At 67.9% G+C, this 17,205-nt stretch carries 14 protein-coding genes and 1 tRNA gene; 9 read left to right on the forward strand and 6 right to left on the reverse strand.

The genetic code is table 11. The annotated features are described in order from the left end of the window. Positions 1-4: 4 nt before the first annotated feature. From WMK75_RS08560 to WMK75_RS08575, 4 genes are all read right to left on the reverse strand, one after another. Positions 5-94: transfer RNA gene (locus WMK75_RS08560), tRNA-Ser, on the reverse strand. 96 nt (positions 95-190) lie between these two features. Further along, positions 191-1,531 (reverse strand): ATP-binding protein, encoded by a 1,341-nt coding sequence (locus WMK75_RS08565; protein ID WP_347267260.1) that lies wholly within the window; start codon positions 1,529-1,531, stop codon positions 191-193. Further along, positions 1,519-2,181 carry a response regulator transcription factor gene (locus tag WMK75_RS08570; RefSeq protein WP_347267261.1) on the reverse strand — a complete coding sequence of 221 codons (663 nt, stop codon included), beginning with the start codon at positions 2,179-2,181 and terminating at the stop codon, positions 1,519-1,521. Before WMK75_RS08570 ends, WMK75_RS08565 begins: the two co-directional genes overlap by 13 nt. After that, positions 2,178-2,570 (reverse strand): hypothetical protein, encoded by a 393-nt coding sequence (locus tag WMK75_RS08575; RefSeq protein WP_347267262.1) that lies wholly within the window; start codon positions 2,568-2,570, stop codon positions 2,178-2,180. The genes WMK75_RS08570 and WMK75_RS08575 overlap by 4 nt, the downstream gene beginning before the upstream one ends. 133 nt (positions 2,571-2,703) lie before the next feature. On the opposite strand from WMK75_RS08575, the gene WMK75_RS08580 reads away from it, so the two are divergent. The 7 genes from WMK75_RS08580 (at position 2,704) to dacB (ending at position 12,309) form a co-directional block, all read left to right on the forward strand. Then, entirely contained in the window at positions 2,704-3,477 is a 774-nt protein-coding gene (locus tag WMK75_RS08580) for a hypothetical protein (protein ID WP_347267263.1), read from the forward strand. A gap of 181 nt (positions 3,478-3,658) precedes the next feature. Then, the gene (locus WMK75_RS08585) at positions 3,659-5,242 is read left to right on the forward strand and encodes a glucan biosynthesis protein G (RefSeq protein WP_347267264.1); all 1,584 of its coding nucleotides are present in this window, start codon (positions 3,659-3,661) and stop codon (positions 5,240-5,242) included. Between the two features lie 5 nt (positions 5,243-5,247). Continuing rightward, a complete protein-coding gene (mdoH, locus tag WMK75_RS08590) occupies positions 5,248-7,422 on the forward strand; it encodes a glucans biosynthesis glucosyltransferase MdoH (protein WP_347267312.1) in 2,175 nt (724 codons plus the stop codon). Beyond that, entirely contained in the window at positions 7,419-8,549 is a 1,131-nt protein-coding gene (locus WMK75_RS08595) for an OpgC domain-containing protein (RefSeq protein ID WP_347267265.1), read from the forward strand. The genes mdoH and WMK75_RS08595 overlap by 4 nt, the downstream gene beginning before the upstream one ends. Before the next feature lie 63 nt (positions 8,550-8,612). Next, the gene (locus WMK75_RS08600; protein ID WP_347267266.1) at positions 8,613-10,280 is read left to right on the forward strand and encodes a formate--tetrahydrofolate ligase; all 1,668 of its coding nucleotides are present in this window, start codon (positions 8,613-8,615) and stop codon (positions 10,278-10,280) included. Beyond that, entirely contained in the window at positions 10,280-10,888 is a 609-nt protein-coding gene (locus tag WMK75_RS08605) for a nicotinate-nucleotide adenylyltransferase (protein WP_347267267.1), read from the forward strand. The genes WMK75_RS08600 and WMK75_RS08605 overlap by 1 nt, the downstream gene beginning before the upstream one ends. After that, positions 10,885-12,309: a D-alanyl-D-alanine carboxypeptidase/D-alanyl-D-alanine-endopeptidase gene (gene dacB / locus WMK75_RS08610; protein ID WP_347267268.1), complete on the forward strand. Its 1,425-nt coding sequence runs from the start codon at positions 10,885-10,887 to the stop codon at positions 12,307-12,309. Before WMK75_RS08605 ends, dacB begins: the two co-directional genes overlap by 4 nt. On the opposite strand, the gene WMK75_RS08615 is transcribed toward dacB, so the two are convergent. Continuing rightward, positions 12,294-12,716 (reverse strand): tellurite resistance TerB family protein, encoded by a 423-nt coding sequence (locus WMK75_RS08615; protein WP_347267269.1) that lies wholly within the window; start codon positions 12,714-12,716, stop codon positions 12,294-12,296. The two genes, dacB and WMK75_RS08615, sit on opposite strands and share 16 nt — an antisense overlap. 86 nt (positions 12,717-12,802) lie before the next feature. On the opposite strand from WMK75_RS08615, the gene WMK75_RS08620 reads away from it, so the two are divergent. Further along, the gene (locus tag WMK75_RS08620; protein ID WP_347267270.1) at positions 12,803-14,395 is read left to right on the forward strand and encodes a lysine--tRNA ligase; all 1,593 of its coding nucleotides are present in this window, start codon (positions 12,803-12,805) and stop codon (positions 14,393-14,395) included. Between the two features lie 127 nt (positions 14,396-14,522). Further along, positions 14,523-16,817 (forward strand): right-handed parallel beta-helix repeat-containing protein, encoded by a 2,295-nt coding sequence (locus WMK75_RS08625; protein ID WP_347267271.1) that lies wholly within the window; start codon positions 14,523-14,525, stop codon positions 16,815-16,817. A 52-nt stretch (positions 16,818-16,869) separates the two neighbouring features. Here WMK75_RS08625 and WMK75_RS08630 read toward each other — a convergent pair whose 3' ends face one another. Further along, a complete protein-coding gene (locus tag WMK75_RS08630; RefSeq protein ID WP_347267272.1) occupies positions 16,870-17,190 on the reverse strand; it encodes a hypothetical protein in 321 nt (106 codons plus the stop codon). Between the last annotated feature and the right edge of the window lie 15 nt (positions 17,191-17,205).

A 17,205-nucleotide genomic window follows, 5' to 3' on the forward strand; every position in this document is an offset into this window, starting at 1 on the left:
CAAGTGGCGGAAGCGGTGGGATTCGAACCCACGGTGCGGTTTCCCGCACGCTGGTTTTCAAGACCAGAGCCTTAAACCGCTCGGCCACGCTTCCGGTTTCGGGATCCGTCCCGCAAAAGCGCAGGGGTCGCGCGAAGTCGCCTTGGGATAAGCGCAGGCGGGGGCAGGGGCAAGCGAAATCTCGGGCCGCTCAGGGGGTGGGGGGTGTCGCGGGCAGGTGCAGTTCGGCGCGCAGGCCGCCGAGACGCGCGCGCGCCAGCGTCAGGCGGCCGCCGTGCAGGGCGCAGAGATCGGCGGCGATCGCGAGGCCCAGACCCGAGCCGGGCGGGCCGGCCTCGTCCAGCCGCACGCCGCGCGTCAGCGCCAGGGCGCGATCCGCGTCGGACATGCCGGGGCCGTCGTCTTCGATGGCGATCCGCAACTGCCCGTCGCCTTCGCGTCGCGCCGCGATGTCCACCTGTCGCGAGCTCCATTTCACCGCGTTTTCCAGCAGGTTGCCCAGCATTTCCTCGAGATCCTGGCGTTCGCCGGCGAACATCAGGCCGGGGGAGGCATCGACCCGGAGGGCAAGCCCGTTGTCGCGGATCGGGCCGCGCAGCACCAGCAGGATGTCCTCGACCACTGCGGCCACGGCGGTGCTTTGGCCCAGCAGCCGCGGCGCGGCCGAGCTGCGTGCGCGCCGCAGATGCCAGCCGATCTGGCGGTCCATGCGCGCGATCAGCGCATGGCCGGGGTGATCGCCGGGCAGGGTATTGCCAAGCGCGGCCAGCGGCGTCTTCAGCGAATGCGCCAGATTGCCCACATGTTCGCGCGCCCGCGCCAGCACGGCGCGGTTCTGTTCCAGCAGGGCGTTCATCTCGGCGGCGATGGGGCGCAACTCGGCCACGGCGGGCAGGGGCAGGGCCTCGGCGCGGCCGGCGCGGATGTCGCGGATGTCACGGCCCAGCCGGTCGAGGCTGCGCAGCCCCGCGGTGACCTGCAGGATGCTGGCCGCCGCCAGCGCCAGGCCCAGCACGGCAAGCGAGATCGACAGCGGCCGGCGCAGCCGCGCCATGCTGGCCTGGATCTCGGCGCTGGGGGCGGTGACGGTCACCGACAGCACGGAGTCGCTGCCGGGCAGGGTAAAGCGCTGGTGCATGACGCGCAGCGGCTCGTCGCCGGGGCCAAGCCCGCGGCCGCCCTCGAAATCCGCATCCGGCGGGTGCAGCACATTGTCAAACAGCGAGGGCGATTTCGCCACCACGCGCCCATCCTGCGCAAGCTGCCAGAACCAGCCCGAGAGCGGCATCTCGAAACGCGGATCGGCCGGGGCGGGACCGGCGGTCAGACGCCCGTCGGCGTCGATCTCGGCGCCGGCGATCAGCGCATCGGCCACGGCGCCGGTCTCGGCGTCAAAGCGCTGGCTGATGAAATCCTCGAGGATGGCGGCAATGGCGACATAGCCGGCCAAAAGCGCGATCCCGGTCATGGCGGCGGCAAGGCCCAGCAGCCGCAGGCGGATGGAATCGCCGGGCAGGATCAGGCGGCGCATCTGAGCACATAGCCCTCGCCACGCCGGGTCTCGATCAGACCGTCGCCGATCTTGCGGCGCAGCCGGCCGATGACCACCTCGATCGACTTGAAGTCGCGGTCGGCGGCGGCGTCGTAGAGATGTTCGGACAGTTCGCTGCGGCTGACGATGCGGTTCTGGTGATGGATCAGATAGGACAGGATCCGGGTCTCGAATCCGGTCAGCTTCAGCGCCAGGCCGTTGCGGCTGATCACGCCCAGTTGCGTGTCCAGCCGCAGGGGCCCGGCCTTGATCACCGCCTGCGCATGGCCGGCGGCGCGGCGCACCAGCGTCTGGGCGCGGATCACCACCTCCTCCAGGCGGAAGGGTTTCACCGCATAATCGTCCGCCCCGGCGCGAAAGCCCACCACCTTGTCGGTCCAGTCGCCGCGCGCGGTCAGGATCAGCACCGGCATGGTCACGCCGGATTCGCGCCAGCGCGTCAGCACCTCGATCCCCGGCAGGCCGGGCAGGCCAAGATCGAGTATGGCGAGGTCATAGGTCTCGGTCGCGCCGAGAAATTCGCCCTGCAGCCCGTCAGCGGCGATGTCGCAGGCAAAGCCGCCGTCCTGCAGGGCCTGGGCAAGCTGCGCCGAAAGGGTGGGGTCGTCCTCGACGATCAGGCATCTCATTTGCGGCCTCCGCTCCGGCGTGCCGCGGTCAGGCCGGCGCCGGCGGTTTCAAGGAATGCGCCGCTGCGCGCGTCCAGCCGGATCACCAGCACGTCGCGGGCCGGCGTCAGCAGGCGCAATTCGTGGACCAGCACCACGCCGCGGGCGCGTTCCTCGGGAAATGGCGCCACCAGCCGCGCCGCCACCAGCCGGCCACGATAGCGCGTCTGCACAATCTCGGCGGCGCGGTGCAGCGAGATGATGCGGAAATCCTGCTGGCCGAGGTCCTGGAACTCGGGCGACCATTCCGCGGCGGGGTCGTCGTGATCGGAATGGATGTGGTCGTCGGCGCGGACCGGAAGGGTCGCGGCCAGGCAGGTCAGGGCTGCAAGGGTCAGGGTGCGGATCATCTTGCCCCTGTAATACCCAAGACCCAAACGAAAACCAAACGGGCTGTTCGGCTTTGGTTGATGCGACCTGCGCTAGAAGTGATTCGCAAGGGGCAGCCACGCCCCGGAACCAATGAAACCAGAGGAACCTCGGATGAGCAGAACGCTTAAGACTTCGATTGCCATGACCGCGATGCTGGCGCTGCTGGCCGGGCCGGCGCTGGCGCAAGAGACGGCTCCGGCGACCACCACCGCACCCGCGGCCACGGCGCCTGTGACCCTGCCGGCCGAACTGCAGTCGGCCGGGCTGACCGACGTGACCAGCAAGCCCGGCCATCATGGCGGCACCCGCATCGAGGGCAAGCTGCCCGACGGCACCAGCATCGGCGCGCTGGTCGACGACAAGGGCAAGCTGCGGGCGCTGCGTGCCGGCAAGGATGGTGTGCTACCCTTTGCGCTGACCGACAAGCTGCTGCCGCTGTCTGTGCGCGAGAACGCCGTCTTCGGCGAGATCGAGAGCCTGTTCGCGGTCTTTACCGGCGAGCGCGGCATCATGGTGGCCGGCCAGGACGGCGAAAAGAAGCATCTGCGCGCGGTATTCTCGCCCGATGGCACGCTGGTGCGCTTTGACCGCGGCGAGCATGACCGGGCGCGGCCCGGGCGCGACTGGGGCCCCGGCAAGCGCGGCGGCGAACGCCACGACCGCCGCGGCCCGGGCGGCGCCGGCAAGGCGCCGCAGCAGCAGGGCGCGCTGATGCCCGACCAGCGCAAGGTGCGCCAGGCGCTGGCCGGCGCGGGCTATGACCAGATCGGCGGCATCACCCGCGAGGGCGCGCGCATCGTGGCGCTGGCCGTCAACCCCGAGGGCGAGCCGGTGAAGCTGGAGTTGAACGCCCAGGCGCAGGTGACGCGCGAAATCAACCGCTGACCCCGGGGCCGGCATGGCGGCGGCGCGGGAGCAACACCCGCGCCGCCGTTTTGCTGCGCAAATGCGATCAACTCTTGGCAAGACCCTGCCAACGGGTGCAAAAAGGCTTGCCTGATCGGCGCGTCAATGCGAAATCCGCTTGGAAAATCCGGGCGTTTCTGCCCGCAGAAGGGGTCGGCCGATGCATCGTCGCGAATTTGTCATCTCTGCCGGTGCGGCCATGACGGCCGTCGGCACGCTTGCCTCCTCGCTGGGGGCGGCGCTGGCGCAGGAAAGCCCGACGACCGCCACGCCCAAGGCCGCGGCCGAGCCGGCCGAGGTGGCGGCGCCCAAGCCCTTCGGCTTTGAGGATGTGGCGGAAATCGCCCGCGACATGGCCTCGAAACCCTTCGAATACCGCGATGCCGAGCTGATCGGCAGTTTCGGCAACCTGACCTATGACCAGTATCGCGGCATCCGCTTTCGCCGCGACCGCGACCCCTGGGTGGGCAGCCGCGATTTCGCCCTGGACCTGCTGCCGCCCGGCGCCATCTTCCATGAACCGGTGGACATCAGCCTGGTCAACGATGGCGTGGTCATTCCGGTCAAGTTCGACCCGCACATGTTCGATTTCGATCCGGCGCAATTCCCCGACGGCGTCGATTACGAGACCCTGGGCAACATGGGCTGGTCGGGTTTTCGCCTGCGCACGCCGCTGAACCGGCCCGACGTGATGGACGAGTTCGCGGTGTTCCAGGGCGCGAGCTATTTCCGCGCCGTGGCGCGCGGCACGCTTTACGGCCTGTCGGCGCGCGGCCTTGCCATCGGCACCGGCAGCGCCGAGGGCGAGGAATTTCCGATGTTCCGCGGCTTCTGGATCCACAAGCCGGGCGAGCAGGACCGCTCGGTGCTGGTGCATGCGCTTCTGGACAGCAAATCAGTCTCGGCCGCCTTCGAATTCCGCATCACCCCGGGCGCCGAGACGGTATTCGACACCCGCGCGGCACTGTTCCCGCGCAGCGACATGAAAAATTGTGGCGTGGCGCCGCTGACCTCGATGTACTGGTTCGGGCCGACCGACCGTTCGCGCGTCGACGACTACCGCCCGGCGGTGCATGACAGCGACGGGCTGCAGATGCTGACCGGGGACGAGCAGCGGCTTTGGCGGGTGCTGTCGGGGCACAGCACGCTGCAGGTCTCGGCCTTCATGGACAAGGATCCGCTGGGCTTTGGCCTGGTGCAGCGCGCGCGCGATTTCGAATCCTACAAGGATGCCGAGGCGCGCTATGAACGCCGTCCCTCGGCCTGGATCGCGCCGCAGGACGGCTGGGGCAAGGGCAGCGTCACCCTGATCGAGATCCCGGTCGAGAACGAGTTCAACGACAATATCGTGTCCTTCTGGCAGCCGGGGCAGGTCCTGACAGCGGGCGAACGCTATGACTTCAACTATATTCTGACATTTGCCGCGGAAATCCCTGATACGGCGCCGATTTCGCGCGTCATCGAGACGATGTCCGGCAAGGCGATCAACAATGCCAATGCCCGCACCTTCATCGTCGATTTCGATCTTGGCCTGTTCGGCTCGGACGATCCGGTGCCGCAGCTGCGCGCCTCGGCCGGGCGGATCGGGCACAGCTATCTGCTGCGCCTGCCCGAACAGCAGCGCATGCGGCTGGCCTTTGAATACCTGCCCGAGGGCGCCAAGCTGGCCGATCTCTCGGCGGTGCTGAACGGACCCGAGGGACCGCTGAGCGAGACCTGGATCGCACGCTGGACGCGCGAGTGACGGCGATGACCGATCAGGGCCAGCCGGGCATCACGCCGGCCAGTCAGCACGCCAGTCTGCAAGATCCCCTGCCGCTGGCGGCCGAGGAGGCCTGGCAGGGGCTGGCGCTGCCCGAAGAGGGTGGCCCGGCCGTGCCGCCCGAGGCGCCGCTCGACATGCCCGAGCAGGATTTCCGCGGCCGCCCGCCGCGGGGGCCGGACTGGCGCTTTCCGTCCCCCGGCACGATCCTGGCGCGCATCGTCGCCTTTGGCGGCGCCGCCGGTATCGCCTGGATCGGCTGGACGCAGATGGCGCGGGCGCTGGGCGCGCAGATGACGCTGATGCAGATGCTGCTGCTGGTGCTGTTCGCCATCACCTTCACCTGGGTCGGGTTTTCCTTCTGCTCGATGATCTCGGGGCTGTTCGCGCGCCGGCTGCGCACGCCCGAGGGGTCGAACGCGGCGCGCATCGCCGTGGTCATGCCGGTCTATCACGAGGACGCGGCCGCGACCGCTGGCCTGCTGGCGGCGCTGGCGCGCGACCTTTACCGCGTGGGCCTGGGCGGGCGGGCCGAGATCTTCGTGCTTTCGGACAGCCGCGAGCCGGGCGCCGTCCTGGCCGAGATGGCGGCGATCAGCCGGCTGCGCGAGATTGCGCCGGTGCCGGTCTGGTATCGCCGCCGGCGCGGCAATCGCGGGCGCAAGGCCGGCAATGTCGGGGAATTCGTGCGCCGCTGGGGCGGGCGCTATGACCAGATGGTGGTACTGGACGCCGACAGTCTGCTGGGCGCCGGCACGATCCGGGCGCTTTCGGCGCGGATGAACGCCGACCCCGAGATCGGCCTGATCCAGACCATGCCGATGCTGGTCGGCGGCCAGACCATCTTTGCCCGGCTGACGCAATTCGCCGGCCGCGTCTATGGCCCGGCCATCGCCCGCGGCGTGGCCGCCTGGTCGGGCGACAGCGGCAATTTCTGGGGCCACAACGCCATCATCCGGGTCAGCGCCTTTGCGCAATGCTGCGGCCTGCCGGAACTGTCGGGCAAGCCGCCCTTCGGCGGCCATGTGCTGAGCCATGATTTCGTCGAGGCGGCGCTGATGCGCCGCGCCGGCTGGAAGGTGCGCCTCGACCACGACCTGCGCGAAAGCTTCGAGGGCAGCCCGCCGACGCTGCTGGACATGGCCGTGCGCGAACGCCGCTGGGCGCAGGGCAACCTGCAGCATTCGCGGCTGATCTTCTCGCGCGGGTTCGCCTGGATCAGCCGGGTGCATTTCGTCATCGGCATCCTCGGTTTCCTGATGTCGCCGATCTGGCTGGCGATGATCCTGGTGGGCCTGGCGCTTTCGGCCAATGTGCTGCTGTCGCGGCCGGATTATTTCCCGCAGACCTATCAGCTGTTCCCGGAATGGCCGACCTTCGATCCGGTGCGCATGCTATGGCTGTTCGTCACCGCCATGGCCTTTCTGCTGCTGCCCAAGTTCATCGCCATCCTGCGCGCCTGGCTGCGGCCGCTGGCGCGGAACTCGGGCGGGAATGTGCGGCTGCTGGCTTCGGCGCTGTTCGAGATCGTGCTGTCGGCGCTGATCGCGCCGGTGCAGATGCTGATCCAGACCCGGCAGATCATCGAGATCCTGCGCGGCCGCGATTCCGGCTGGGAGGCGCAGGTGCGCGCCGGGCAGATGCCGCCCTGGTCGCTGGTCTTGCGCCGCCATGCGATCCATGTCGTCTCGGGGGTCGCGACGCTGGTGGCCATGGCCTATCTCTCGCCCTGGCAGCTGATCTGGCTCTCGCCGATCCTGGCCGGGCTGATCCTGTCGCCGCTGATCTCACGCTGGTCGGGCAGCCCGGTGTTCGGCCGCTGGGCGCGGCGCCAGGGCCTGCTGGTCACCCCCGAGGAGCGCAATGTCCCCGAACTGCTGACCGCGGGCAATGCGCTGGATTTCCGCATCGCCGCGCATGTGCCCGAGGGCGGGCTGCGTGAACTGGGCCGGGATGCGACGCTGCGCACGCGCATCCTGGGCCTGCTGCCCGAGGCGCCGCAGGGCCGCGTCTCGGAGCGGCTGGACGCCATCGCCGCCGAGGCCAAGATCGCCCATGCCGGCGCGCAGGTCGAGGCGCTGGGCTTTCTCTCCGCGCCCGAGAAACTGGCGCTGCTCGAGAACCGGGCGCTGGTCGAGGCGTTCGCGAAGCTGCCGCAATGAAGCGCATCGCGGCTTTGGACATGCTGCGCGGCTATGCGCTGGTCTGCATCATGCTGGACCACATGCCCATCGGCCTGCTGCGCAATGTGACGCTGGCGAATTTCACCGTCTTCGACGCGGCCGAACTGTTCGTGCTGCTCTCGGGTTTTCTGGTCGGCATGGTCTGGATCAAGGTCGAGGAGCGGCACGGGCGCTTTGCGGCACAGAAGCGCTTTGTCAAGCGCGCGCTGCAGGTCTGGCTGGCGCTGGTCGTCGGCGCGGTGCTGCTGGCGCTGTTCTCGGCGCTGCTGTTCCGGCTGCAGATGAACCATACCGCGGTCTGGTTCAAATACGCGGTCTGGGTCTTTGAGCATCCGCTGGGCTATATGGCGACGGTGGCGCTGATGTGGATGCAGCCGAACCTGCTGGATGTGCTGGCGCTATATGTGCTGCTGATCGTCACCGTGCCGCTGACCGTGCCCTTTCTGCTGCGCTTTCCGCTGCCGGCGCTGGCGCTGTCGCTGGCGATCTGGGCCTTTGCCGAACCGCTGAACGCGCTGATCCCGAACCAGCGGCCGGGGCCGGGGCTGCTGTTCAACCCCTTCGGCTGGCAGCTGCTGTTCTTTCTTGGCGTGGCGATGGGGGCGTTTCGCGACCGCATCATGCCGGTGCTGCGCCGGCACGGGCGGCTGCTGACGCTGGTCTCGGCCGGGATATTGCTGCTCAGCCTTGCGGTGGTGATCAGCTGGCGCATCGGCGTCCCGGCCAAGCCGGTCAGCCTGTTCCTGCGCCAGATCACCGGTCCGATCGACAAATGGTCGCTGGACGGCATGCGCCTGATCGCCATCCTCGCGGCCAGCTGGATGGTCGCCGTGCCGCTGGAGCGGCAGTTTTCCTGGATGGCTGGCACCGCGCCGGGCCGGGCGCTGGCCGAGATCGGCCGGGGCGGGCTGTTTTCCTTCATCGTCTGCGTGATGCTGTCGATCTGGGGTGATGCGCTGGACATGACGGCGCCGGGCGGTACGCTGGGCATCTTCGTGCGCCTGGCGATCGACCTGTGGCTGATCGCGACCTTCTGGGCGATCGCCGCGGTCTGGATGAGGCGCGAGGGCTGGCTGCCGCCCCTGCGCGCCAGGCTGGGGCTATAGCGCGGCCTTGCCCGGGGACAGCCCGCCACGTTCGACCGACCAGTGCATAACCAAGGAGTCGTGATGAAATCGGATATCGAGATCGCCCGCGAGGCCAGCAAGCAGCCCATCGCCCGCATCGCCGCGCGCCTGGGCCTCGGCGAGGCCGATGTCCTGCCCTATGGCCATGACAAGGCCAAGATCTCGCATGATTGCATCCGCGGCCTGGCGGGGCGCGCACATGGGCGGCTGGTGCTGGTCACTGCCATCAACCCGACCCCGGCGGGCGAGGGCAAGACCACCACTACCGTCGGCCTGGGCGATGCGCTGAACCGCATCGGCCAGCGCGCCACGGTCTGCATCCGCGAGGCCTCGCTGGGGCCGAATTTCGGCATGAAGGGCGGGGCGGCCGGCGGCGGCATGGCCCAGATCGTGCCGATGGAGGAGATGAACCTGCATTTCACCGGCGATTTCCACGCGGTGACCAGCGCCCACAACCTGCTTTCGGCGATGATCGACAACCACATCCACTGGGGCAATGCGCTGCAGATCGACCCGCGGCGGGTGACCTGGCGCCGGGTCATGGACATGAACGACCGCGCGCTGCGCCAGGCGGTGTTCGCGCTGGGCGGGCCGGCGAACGGCGTGCCGCGCGAAAGCGGCTTCGACATCACCGTGGCCTCGGAGGTCATGGCGATCCTGTGCCTGGCCTCGGACCTGGGTGACCTGCAGGAACGGCTGGGCCGCATCGTCATCGGCCAGACCTTTGGCCGCCAGCCGGTGACGGCGCATGATCTGGGGGCCGAGGGGGCGATGACGGTGCTGTTGCGCGACGCGCTGCAGCCGAACCTGGTGCAGACGCTGGAGAACAACCCGGCGCTGGTGCATGGCGGGCCCTTTGCCAATATCGCGCATGGCTGCAATTCGGTGATGGCCACGCGCACGGCGCTGGCGCTGTCGGATTACGTGGTGACCGAGGCCGGATTCGGCGCCGATCTGGGGGCCGAGAAGTTTCTCGACATCAAATGCCGTCTGGCCGGGCTGCAGCCGCATGCGGCGGTGCTGGTGGCCACGGTGCGGGCGCTGAAGATGAACGGCGGCGTCCCTCGCGCCGGGCTGGCGGCCGAGGATGTCGCGGCGCTGCGCGCCGGCTGCGTCAACCTGGGCCGCCATATCGAGAACCTGCGCGGCTTTGGCCTGCCGGTGGTGGTGGCGATCAACCATTTCACCGGCGACACCGCGGCCGAGATCGCGGCGCTGCAGGACTATTGCCGCGCCCACGCCGTCGAGGCGGTAGTCTGCCGGCACTGGGCCGAGGGCGGCGCCGGCGCCGAGGATCTGGCCCGCGCCGTGGTCACGCTGAGCGAGACCGGCGCGGGTTTCACCCCGCTTTATCCCGACGACATGCCGCTGTGGCAAAAGATCGAGACCATCTGCAAGCGCATCTATCGCGCCGGCGAGGTCGAGTTCACCCCCCATATCATGGAGCGGCTGCAGGAATGGCAGGCCGCCGGGCACGGGCATCTGCCGGTCTGCATCGCCAAGACGCAATATTCCTTCACCGCCGATCCCACGGTGCTGGGCGCGCCCGAGGGGTTCTCGATCCCGGTGCGCGAGGTTCGGCTGGCGGCCGGGGCGGGGTTTGTCGTGGCGATCTGCGGCGACATCATGACCATGCCCGGCCTGCCGCGCGAGCCCTCGGCGCTGCGCATCGGGCTGGATGCGGCCGGACGGGTTCAAGGGCTGTTCTGATGCGCGCGGGCCTGCCACATGCACCGCCGGGCCTGCGGGTCGGGCTGCTGGGCGGGTCGTTCGATCCGGCACATGAGGGTCATGTCCATATCACCGAGATGGCGCTGCGCCGCTTTGACCTTGACCGTGTCTGGTGGCTGGTCAGTCCCGGCAATCCGCTGAAGCCGCATGGCCCGGCGCCTCTGGTGCGCCGCATCGCCGCGGCGCGGGCGATCCTGCGCGACCCGCGCGTGATCGTCACCGGCATCGAGGCCAGGCTGGGCACGCGCATGACCTGCGACACCATCGCTGCCCTGCAGCAGCTGTATCCCGGCGTGCGCCTTGTCTGGCTGATGGGCGCGGACAACCTGGTGCAGTTTGACCGCTGGGAGAACTGGCAGGACATTGCCGCGCGGGTGCCGCTCGGCGTCATCGCCCGGCCGGGCTGGCGCATGGCGGCCCGTTTCTCGCGCGCGGCGCGCATTCTGGCCGCGGCGCGCCTGCCCGAGGCGCGGGCGCGGGATCTGGCGATGGCGCGGCCTCCGGCATGGGTGATGATCAACGTGCCGCTGAACAGGCAGAGTTCGAGCGCGATCCGCGCCCGGATGCAGAAGGACGGGACGGAATGAACATACTCTCGCGGCGCGGATTTCTGGCGGGGCTGGCGCTGGGCGCCATGGCGCCGCGCATGCTGGCGGCGGCACCGGCGGGTGGCGTCGATACCGCGGCGCGCATCGACGAGGCGCGGCTGGGCGGCAGCACCGCCTATGCCGTCATCGACCCGGCCAGCGGCGCGCTGCTGGCCGAGCGGCAGGCCGACCTGCCCCTGCCGCCGGCCAGCACCCTGAAAGCGGTGACGGCGCTTTATGCGCTGGACCGGCTGGGCGCCGGGCACCGTTTCGCCACCCGCGTTATCCGCGCCGGCAACATGCTGGTGCTGGCGGGCGGCGGCGATCCGGTGCTGGATACCGATGCGCTGGACCGGCTGGCGGCGGCCACGGTGACGGCGGAAAAATCCGCCGGCGGCGAGGTGCCCACCAGTTTTGCCGTCTGGGGCGGCGCGCTGCCGCGCATCGCGCGGCTGGACCCGGCGCAGGACGAATATCTGCCCTACAATCCGACACTCTCGGGCATGATGCTGAATTTCAACCGCGTGCATCTGGACTGGCGGGGCACCGGCAAGGGGCTGCAACTGTCGCTGCAGGCGCGCGGGCGCAAGCTGTCGCCGCGCGCCTATACCATCGGCATCGCGGCGGCCGACCGCCGGGCGCCGCTGTTCACCTTCGACGACAGCGGCAAGCTGGAAAGCTGGACCATCGCCCGCGGTTCGCTGGGCAAGCCGGGCAGCCGCTGGTTGCCGGTGCGCCGGCCCGAGCTTTATGCCGGCGACGTGTTCCAGACCCTGTGTCGGGCGCGTGGCCTGGTGCTGCCAATGCCGGAGGTGATCGAGATCCTGCCCGAGGGCCATGAGCTGGCGCGCGAGGAAAGCCCGCCGCTGGCCGGGATCGTGCAGGACATGCTGGATTATTCGACCAATCTGACTGCCGAGGCGATCGGGCTGGCCGCCAGCGGCGCCGGCGATCTGGCGGGCTCGGGCGCGGCCATGGCGGGGTGGCTGCGCGGGCAGGGCATCGACGGCGGCTTTGCCTTTCACGACCACTCCGGGCTTTCGGCCGAAAGCCGGGTCAGCGCGCGCATGCTGGCGCAGGTAATGGCCGGGCCGGGACAGGCGCGCGATCTGGCCGGGCTGATGAAGACCATCGAGCTGCGCGACGCCCGCGGCAGGGTCAGGCAGGGCCAGGTCGAGATCAGGGCCAAGACCGGGACGCTGAACTTTGTCTCGAACCTGGCGGGTTATGCGGCGTCAGACGGCGGGGCGCCGCTGGCCTTCGCGATCCTGAGCGCGGACGAGGCGCGGCGCGCCGCCAGCGAGGGCGAGGAACTGCCCGAGGGCGTCATCGGCTGGACGAAACGTGCCCGCGCGCTGCAGCAGGCGCTGATCGAGGGCTGGCTGGCACCCGCGGCCGGGGGCGTTCAGAGCAGCCGGTGACGGGCGCGGGCGGCCAGTTCGATCGCGGCGGCGTGCAGGCGCTGGATTTCCAGCTGCTCGCGGATCTCGGCCAGCATCTCGGCCTCGATCTCGCCCAGCTTGCCGTCGGAGGCGGCCACGTCGCAAGCCAGCAGATAGGCGGTGTCGAACATCTTTTCGGGCAGCGCCGCGCGCACGAGGCCAAAGAGCGCGTCCAGCCCGTCCTCTTCCTCGAAGAGCGTGATGACGGTCTGCGACACGGCGCGGATGCGGTCGATGTCATAGCTGGCGAAAACCGGCGTGTGGTTCACCGCGCGCTCGATGGCGACCAGTTCCGCGGTGCGCAGGTTCTGGTCCGAGGCCGAGACCGCCACCATCACCGCGACCAGCGCGTCGCAGGGCGAGAAGGAGGGCAGGTTGTCGGTCATGGCATATCTCCGTTGCGGCAGGGGCAAATTATTGACCATCGCGACGGCTTTCAATACGGGGAAAGCCACGAAAGATGGAGAGCAAGATGACCACCCTGCGTGACGCCGCGATGAAATCCAAGGCCTGGCCCTTCGAGGAGGCCCGCCGCGTGCTGAAACGCTATGAGAAGAAGGATCCCGAAAAGGGCTATGTGCTGTTCGAGACCGGCTATGGTCCCTCGGGCCTGCCCCATATCGGCACCTTCGGCGAGGTGGCGCGCACGACGATGATCCGCCGCGCCTTCGAGATGATCAGCGACATCCCGACGCGGCTGTTTTGCTTTTCCGACGACATGGACGGCATGCGCAAGGTGCCCGAGAACGTCCCCCAGCAGGAGATGCTGCGCGAACATCTGCAAGAGCCGCTGACCACGGTGCCCGACCCGTTCGGCGAATTCGCAAGCTTTGGCGATCACAACAACGCCATGCTGCGCCGCTTTCTGGACACGTTCGGCTTTGAGTATGAGTTCATCAGCGCCACCGAGTTCTACAAGTCGGGCCGGTTCGATGCGACGCTGCTGCTGGCCGCGGAACGCTATGACGCGATCATGAAGCTCATGCTGGCCAGCTTGCGCGAGGAGCGCCAGCAGACCTATTCCTGCTTCCTGCCGATCAGCCCCAAGACCGGCAAGGTGCTTTATGTGCCGCTGAAACATGTCGATGCGAAGACCGGCACCATCACTTTCGACGACGAGGACGGGCAGGAGCTGACCCTGCCGGTCACCGGCGGCCAGGTGAAGCTGCAATGGAAGCCCGATTTCGGCGCCCGCTGGGCGGCGCTGGACGTGGATTTCGAGATGTATGGCAAGGACCACTCGACGAACACGCCGATCTATGACGGCATCTGCGAGATTCTCGGCGGCAGAAAGCCCGAGCATTTCACCTATGAGCTGTTTCTGGACCAGGACGGGCAGAAGATCAGCAAATCCAAGGGCAACGGGCTGTCGATCGACGAGTGGCTGACCTATGCGGCGACCGAGAGCCTGAGCTATTTCATGTTCCAGAAGCCGAAAACCGCCAAGCGCATGTATTTCGATGTCATCCCCAAGGCGGTGGACGAATACCACCAGCAGCTGCGCGCCTATCCCGACCAGACGCCGGAACAGCAGTTGGCGAACCCGGTCTGGCACATCCATGGTGGCGCGGTGCCGCAATCGGACATGGTGGTGCCGTTCCAGATGCTGCTGAACCTTGCCTCGGTCGCCGGGGCCAAGGATCGCTCGGGGTTGTGGGGCTTTATCCGCCGCTATGCCCCCGAGGCCAGCCCCGAGGCAAACCCGGCGCTGGATCAGGCGGCGGAATTCGCCCTGCGCTATTTCAACGATTTCGTGGCGCCGACGCGGGTGTTCCGCGCGCCCAGCGAGATCGAGCGCCGCGCGCTGGAGGATCTGGCCGGGCGGCTGGCGGCATGGGAGCAGCCGGCGGATGCCGAGGCGCTGCAGACCATGGTCTTTGCCGTTGGCCGCGAGCACGGGTTCGAGCCGATGAAAGACTGGTTCCAGGGGCTTTACCAGGTGCTGCTGGGCGCCGATCAGGGGCCGCGGTTCGGCGGCTTCATCGCGCTTTACGGCATTGCCGAGACCCGCGCCCTGATCGGACGCGCGCTGGCGGGCGAACTGCTGGCCGAGCCCGCCGCCTGAGGCCGGCCGTTGCGCGCGGCGTCGTTGCCGCGCGCGCATGGTTAACGACCGGTTAACGCGCCATTGCCACATTCCTTCCAGACCGCGGGCCCATGGCCTTGCATGATCTGGAACAAGGAGAACTGGCATGGCCATTGCGATCATCGGGAACCAGTCGCTGATGCCGCGCGCCTTTCATCTGGGGCTGAATCTCTGGTCGCAGACGGATGGCCGGGCGGGTTCGCCCACCTGGGCGGGTGCGGCGAATGCGGCCATCGTGCCGGCAGACCAGGACTTTGGCAGTTGCCTTGAGATCCTCAAGCAGCAGACGCTGACGCAGATCCGCCACATGCGGCGCACGCCGATGAACCCCGGGAACTATCTGCGCGTCTCGGCCAGGGTCAAGGTGATCAGCGGCAACCTGCCGCAGCTGCGCATCGCAGGTTTTGCCGGCAATGCCGCGGGCGACAATGTCGCGGGCGTGGTCCAGACCGGGCCCATCGTCACGCCGAGCGGCTATAACGAGGTGGTCGAGGTCTCGGCCATCGTCGGCAGCGGCCGGCGCGACGGTGTGGACATGGCCTGGGGGCGCAGCGCCACCTTCGGTCATTTCGGCCTGGATCTGCTGGGCGACAACAATGGCGCCATCCGCATCGAGAACATGGTGATCGAGGATGTCACTGGGGCTTTCCTGCCGGGGATGCTGGACTGGGTGGACGTGCGCGATTTCGGTGCCGTGGGCAATGGTATCGTCGATGACCGCGCCGCCTTCATTGCCGCCGACCAGGCCGCCGGCGCCAACGAGTTGCTGGTGCCCGAGGGGAACTATTACATCGGTTCGGACCTGAGCCTGTCGTCGCGGGTGCGTTTCGTCGGCACGCTGAAGATGCCGCGGGCGGCACGGCTGGCGCTGACCGGGCGTTTCGATTTCCCGACCTATGCCTCGGCCTTTGGCAGCGAGACCGAAGGGCTGAAGCGGGCGCTGCAGGCGCTGTTGGGCTATACCGACCATGCGGTGCTGGATCTGTGCGGGCGCATGGTCCACCTGTCCGAGCCGATCACCATGGCGGGCGTGGCGCCGGGCCTGACCAGTTTTGCCAATCGCCGCGTCATCAGCAACGGCCAGATCGCCATCACCCCCGGCCCGGCCTGGAACACCACCATGGTCAGTTCGGTCGGCACCTACAACCCCAGCCAGCCGCTGGTGCTGAGCGCGGTCGCCAATGTCGCCAATGTCGAGATCGGTTCGCGGCTGAGCGGCAGTGGCGTCGGGCGCGAGGTCTATGTCCTGGGCAAGAACATCGCCGCCGGCACGCTGACGCTGTCGCAGCCGCTTTATGGCGGGGCCGGGACGCGCAGCTACAATTTCATCCGCTATCGCTATGCCATCGACTTTTCGGACATGGAGCATCTGAGCCGGTTCAATTTCGACGACATCGAGTTCCTGCTGGAAGGCAATGCCAGCGGCGTCATGCTGGCCCGGACCGGCACGATGAACTGCTTTCGCGACTGCTATTTCACCCGGCCGAAGGACCGCGGCGTGACCTCGATCGGATCCGCCTGCCAGGGGATGCTGATCGACCGCTGCGAGTTCCTGTCGAACGAGATGAGCGATCTGGCGCAGAACCGCACCACCATCGCGCTGAACGTCAACAACAACGACGCCAAGATCCGCCACAGCCGTTTCATCCGATTCGCGCATTTCGCGGTGATGAACGGCGGCGGCCACATGATCGAGGGCAACCACTGGTTCCAGGGCGATAATGCCCAGAATGGCGTACGTTTTGGCGGGCTGATCCTGACCCAGACCAATGCGCAGACGACGGTGACCGGGAACTATATCGACAACTGCTCGATCGAATGGACCAACGAACATGACGCACGGCCGAATTTCGAGGGCGACGAATATTCCTTTGGCGGGCTGACCGTCACCGGCAACACCTTCCTGACCTCGAACACGACGCTGGGCTTCAACTGGCTGGTGGTGAAGCCCTACGGCACCGGGCAGTTCATCCACGGGCTGGCGGTGATGGGCAATGTGTTCAAATCACTTTACAACAAGATCAACCGCATCGACCGGGTGGACACGACCTTTGCCGATCTGGACTATCGGCGCATGCGCAACATCCAGTTTCAGGGCAACATGTTCAACGGCGTGCTGACCTATGTCGCGAATCCGGTGGACCTGACGCACAGCCAGGCCACGGTCAGCAACCGCTGGCTGCTGACGATCAATGCCGCGCTGCCCTTCAACGGCTGGGCGCGCAAGGTGGAATCGCTGGTGGCGACCAGTCAGCTGACCAACTCGGCCAATGGCCGCGTCAGCGAGATGCCCTGGGTGCAGACGGAGCTGGGCACCACGCGCAAGCAGATCGCGATCAACTGGGGCGTGCCGACCAAGGGTTCGATCGGCCTGCGGGTCAGGATGGACAATCCCGACTGAGCCCGCACCCCTGGGCCTTGCATCACCCCCGGCGGTTCACTCCGCCGGGGTTTCAGCATGTCCGGTGGCAAGGGCCGGAAAGCCTGGTCGCGGCCGGCGGCCTGCGGGCGAGGGCGGGTGCCTCGCGGGTGGTGTTGCGGATGGTCTGTCTGGGCATGGCGCGATGTTTGCCTGCCACGGCGGCAAGGGAAACGGGCCGGTGACGGGTTTGTGAATTGTTTACAAATCTGTCGGCAAGTTCGTCAATCAATTTACAGAATTCTTGTTGTGTGAAAAGGGTTTGCGCGAAATAGAAACTTGGATTAACTTGCGCCCAGTCAGCCCCGCGCGCCTGACACAGCACCATGAGGAGGGTGCGGGCATCGCGGGGCATCGGATCGCGACCAGA

The sequence above is a fragment of the Paracoccus sp. (in: a-proteobacteria) genome, assembly GCF_039808215.1.
Classification (GTDB): Bacteria; Pseudomonadota; Alphaproteobacteria; order Rhodobacterales; family Rhodobacteraceae; genus Paracoccus.

Bases quoted from the DNA above. Each gene is read 5' to 3' on its own strand.
- WMK75_RS08565 (WP_347267260.1), bottom strand. From the start codon at position 1,531: ATGCGCCGCCTGATCCTGCCCGGCGATTCCATCCGCCTGCGGCTGCTG.
- WMK75_RS08570 (WP_347267261.1), bottom strand. From the start codon at position 2,181: ATGAGATGCCTGATCGTCGAGGACGACCCCACCCTTTCGGCGCAGCTT.
- WMK75_RS08575 (WP_347267262.1), bottom strand. From the start codon at position 2,570: ATGATCCGCACCCTGACCCTTGCAGCCCTGACCTGCCTGGCCGCGACC.
- WMK75_RS08580 (WP_347267263.1), top strand. From the start codon at position 2,704: ATGAGCAGAACGCTTAAGACTTCGATTGCCATGACCGCGATGCTGGCG.
- WMK75_RS08585 (WP_347267264.1), top strand. From the start codon at position 3,659: ATGCATCGTCGCGAATTTGTCATCTCTGCCGGTGCGGCCATGACGGCC.
- mdoH (WP_347267312.1), top strand. From the start codon at position 5,248: ATGACCGATCAGGGCCAGCCGGGCATCACGCCGGCCAGTCAGCACGCC.
- WMK75_RS08595 (WP_347267265.1), top strand. From the start codon at position 7,419: ATGAAGCGCATCGCGGCTTTGGACATGCTGCGCGGCTATGCGCTGGTC.
- WMK75_RS08600 (WP_347267266.1), top strand. From the start codon at position 8,613: ATGAAATCGGATATCGAGATCGCCCGCGAGGCCAGCAAGCAGCCCATC.
- WMK75_RS08605 (WP_347267267.1), top strand. From the start codon at position 10,280: ATGCGCGCGGGCCTGCCACATGCACCGCCGGGCCTGCGGGTCGGGCTG.
- dacB (WP_347267268.1), top strand. From the start codon at position 10,885: ATGAACATACTCTCGCGGCGCGGATTTCTGGCGGGGCTGGCGCTGGGC.
- WMK75_RS08615 (WP_347267269.1), bottom strand. From the start codon at position 12,716: ATGACCGACAACCTGCCCTCCTTCTCGCCCTGCGACGCGCTGGTCGCG.
- WMK75_RS08620 (WP_347267270.1), top strand. From the start codon at position 12,803: ATGACCACCCTGCGTGACGCCGCGATGAAATCCAAGGCCTGGCCCTTC.
- WMK75_RS08625 (WP_347267271.1), top strand. From the start codon at position 14,523: ATGGCCATTGCGATCATCGGGAACCAGTCGCTGATGCCGCGCGCCTTT.
- WMK75_RS08630 (WP_347267272.1), bottom strand. From the start codon at position 17,190: ATGCCCCGCGATGCCCGCACCCTCCTCATGGTGCTGTGTCAGGCGCGC.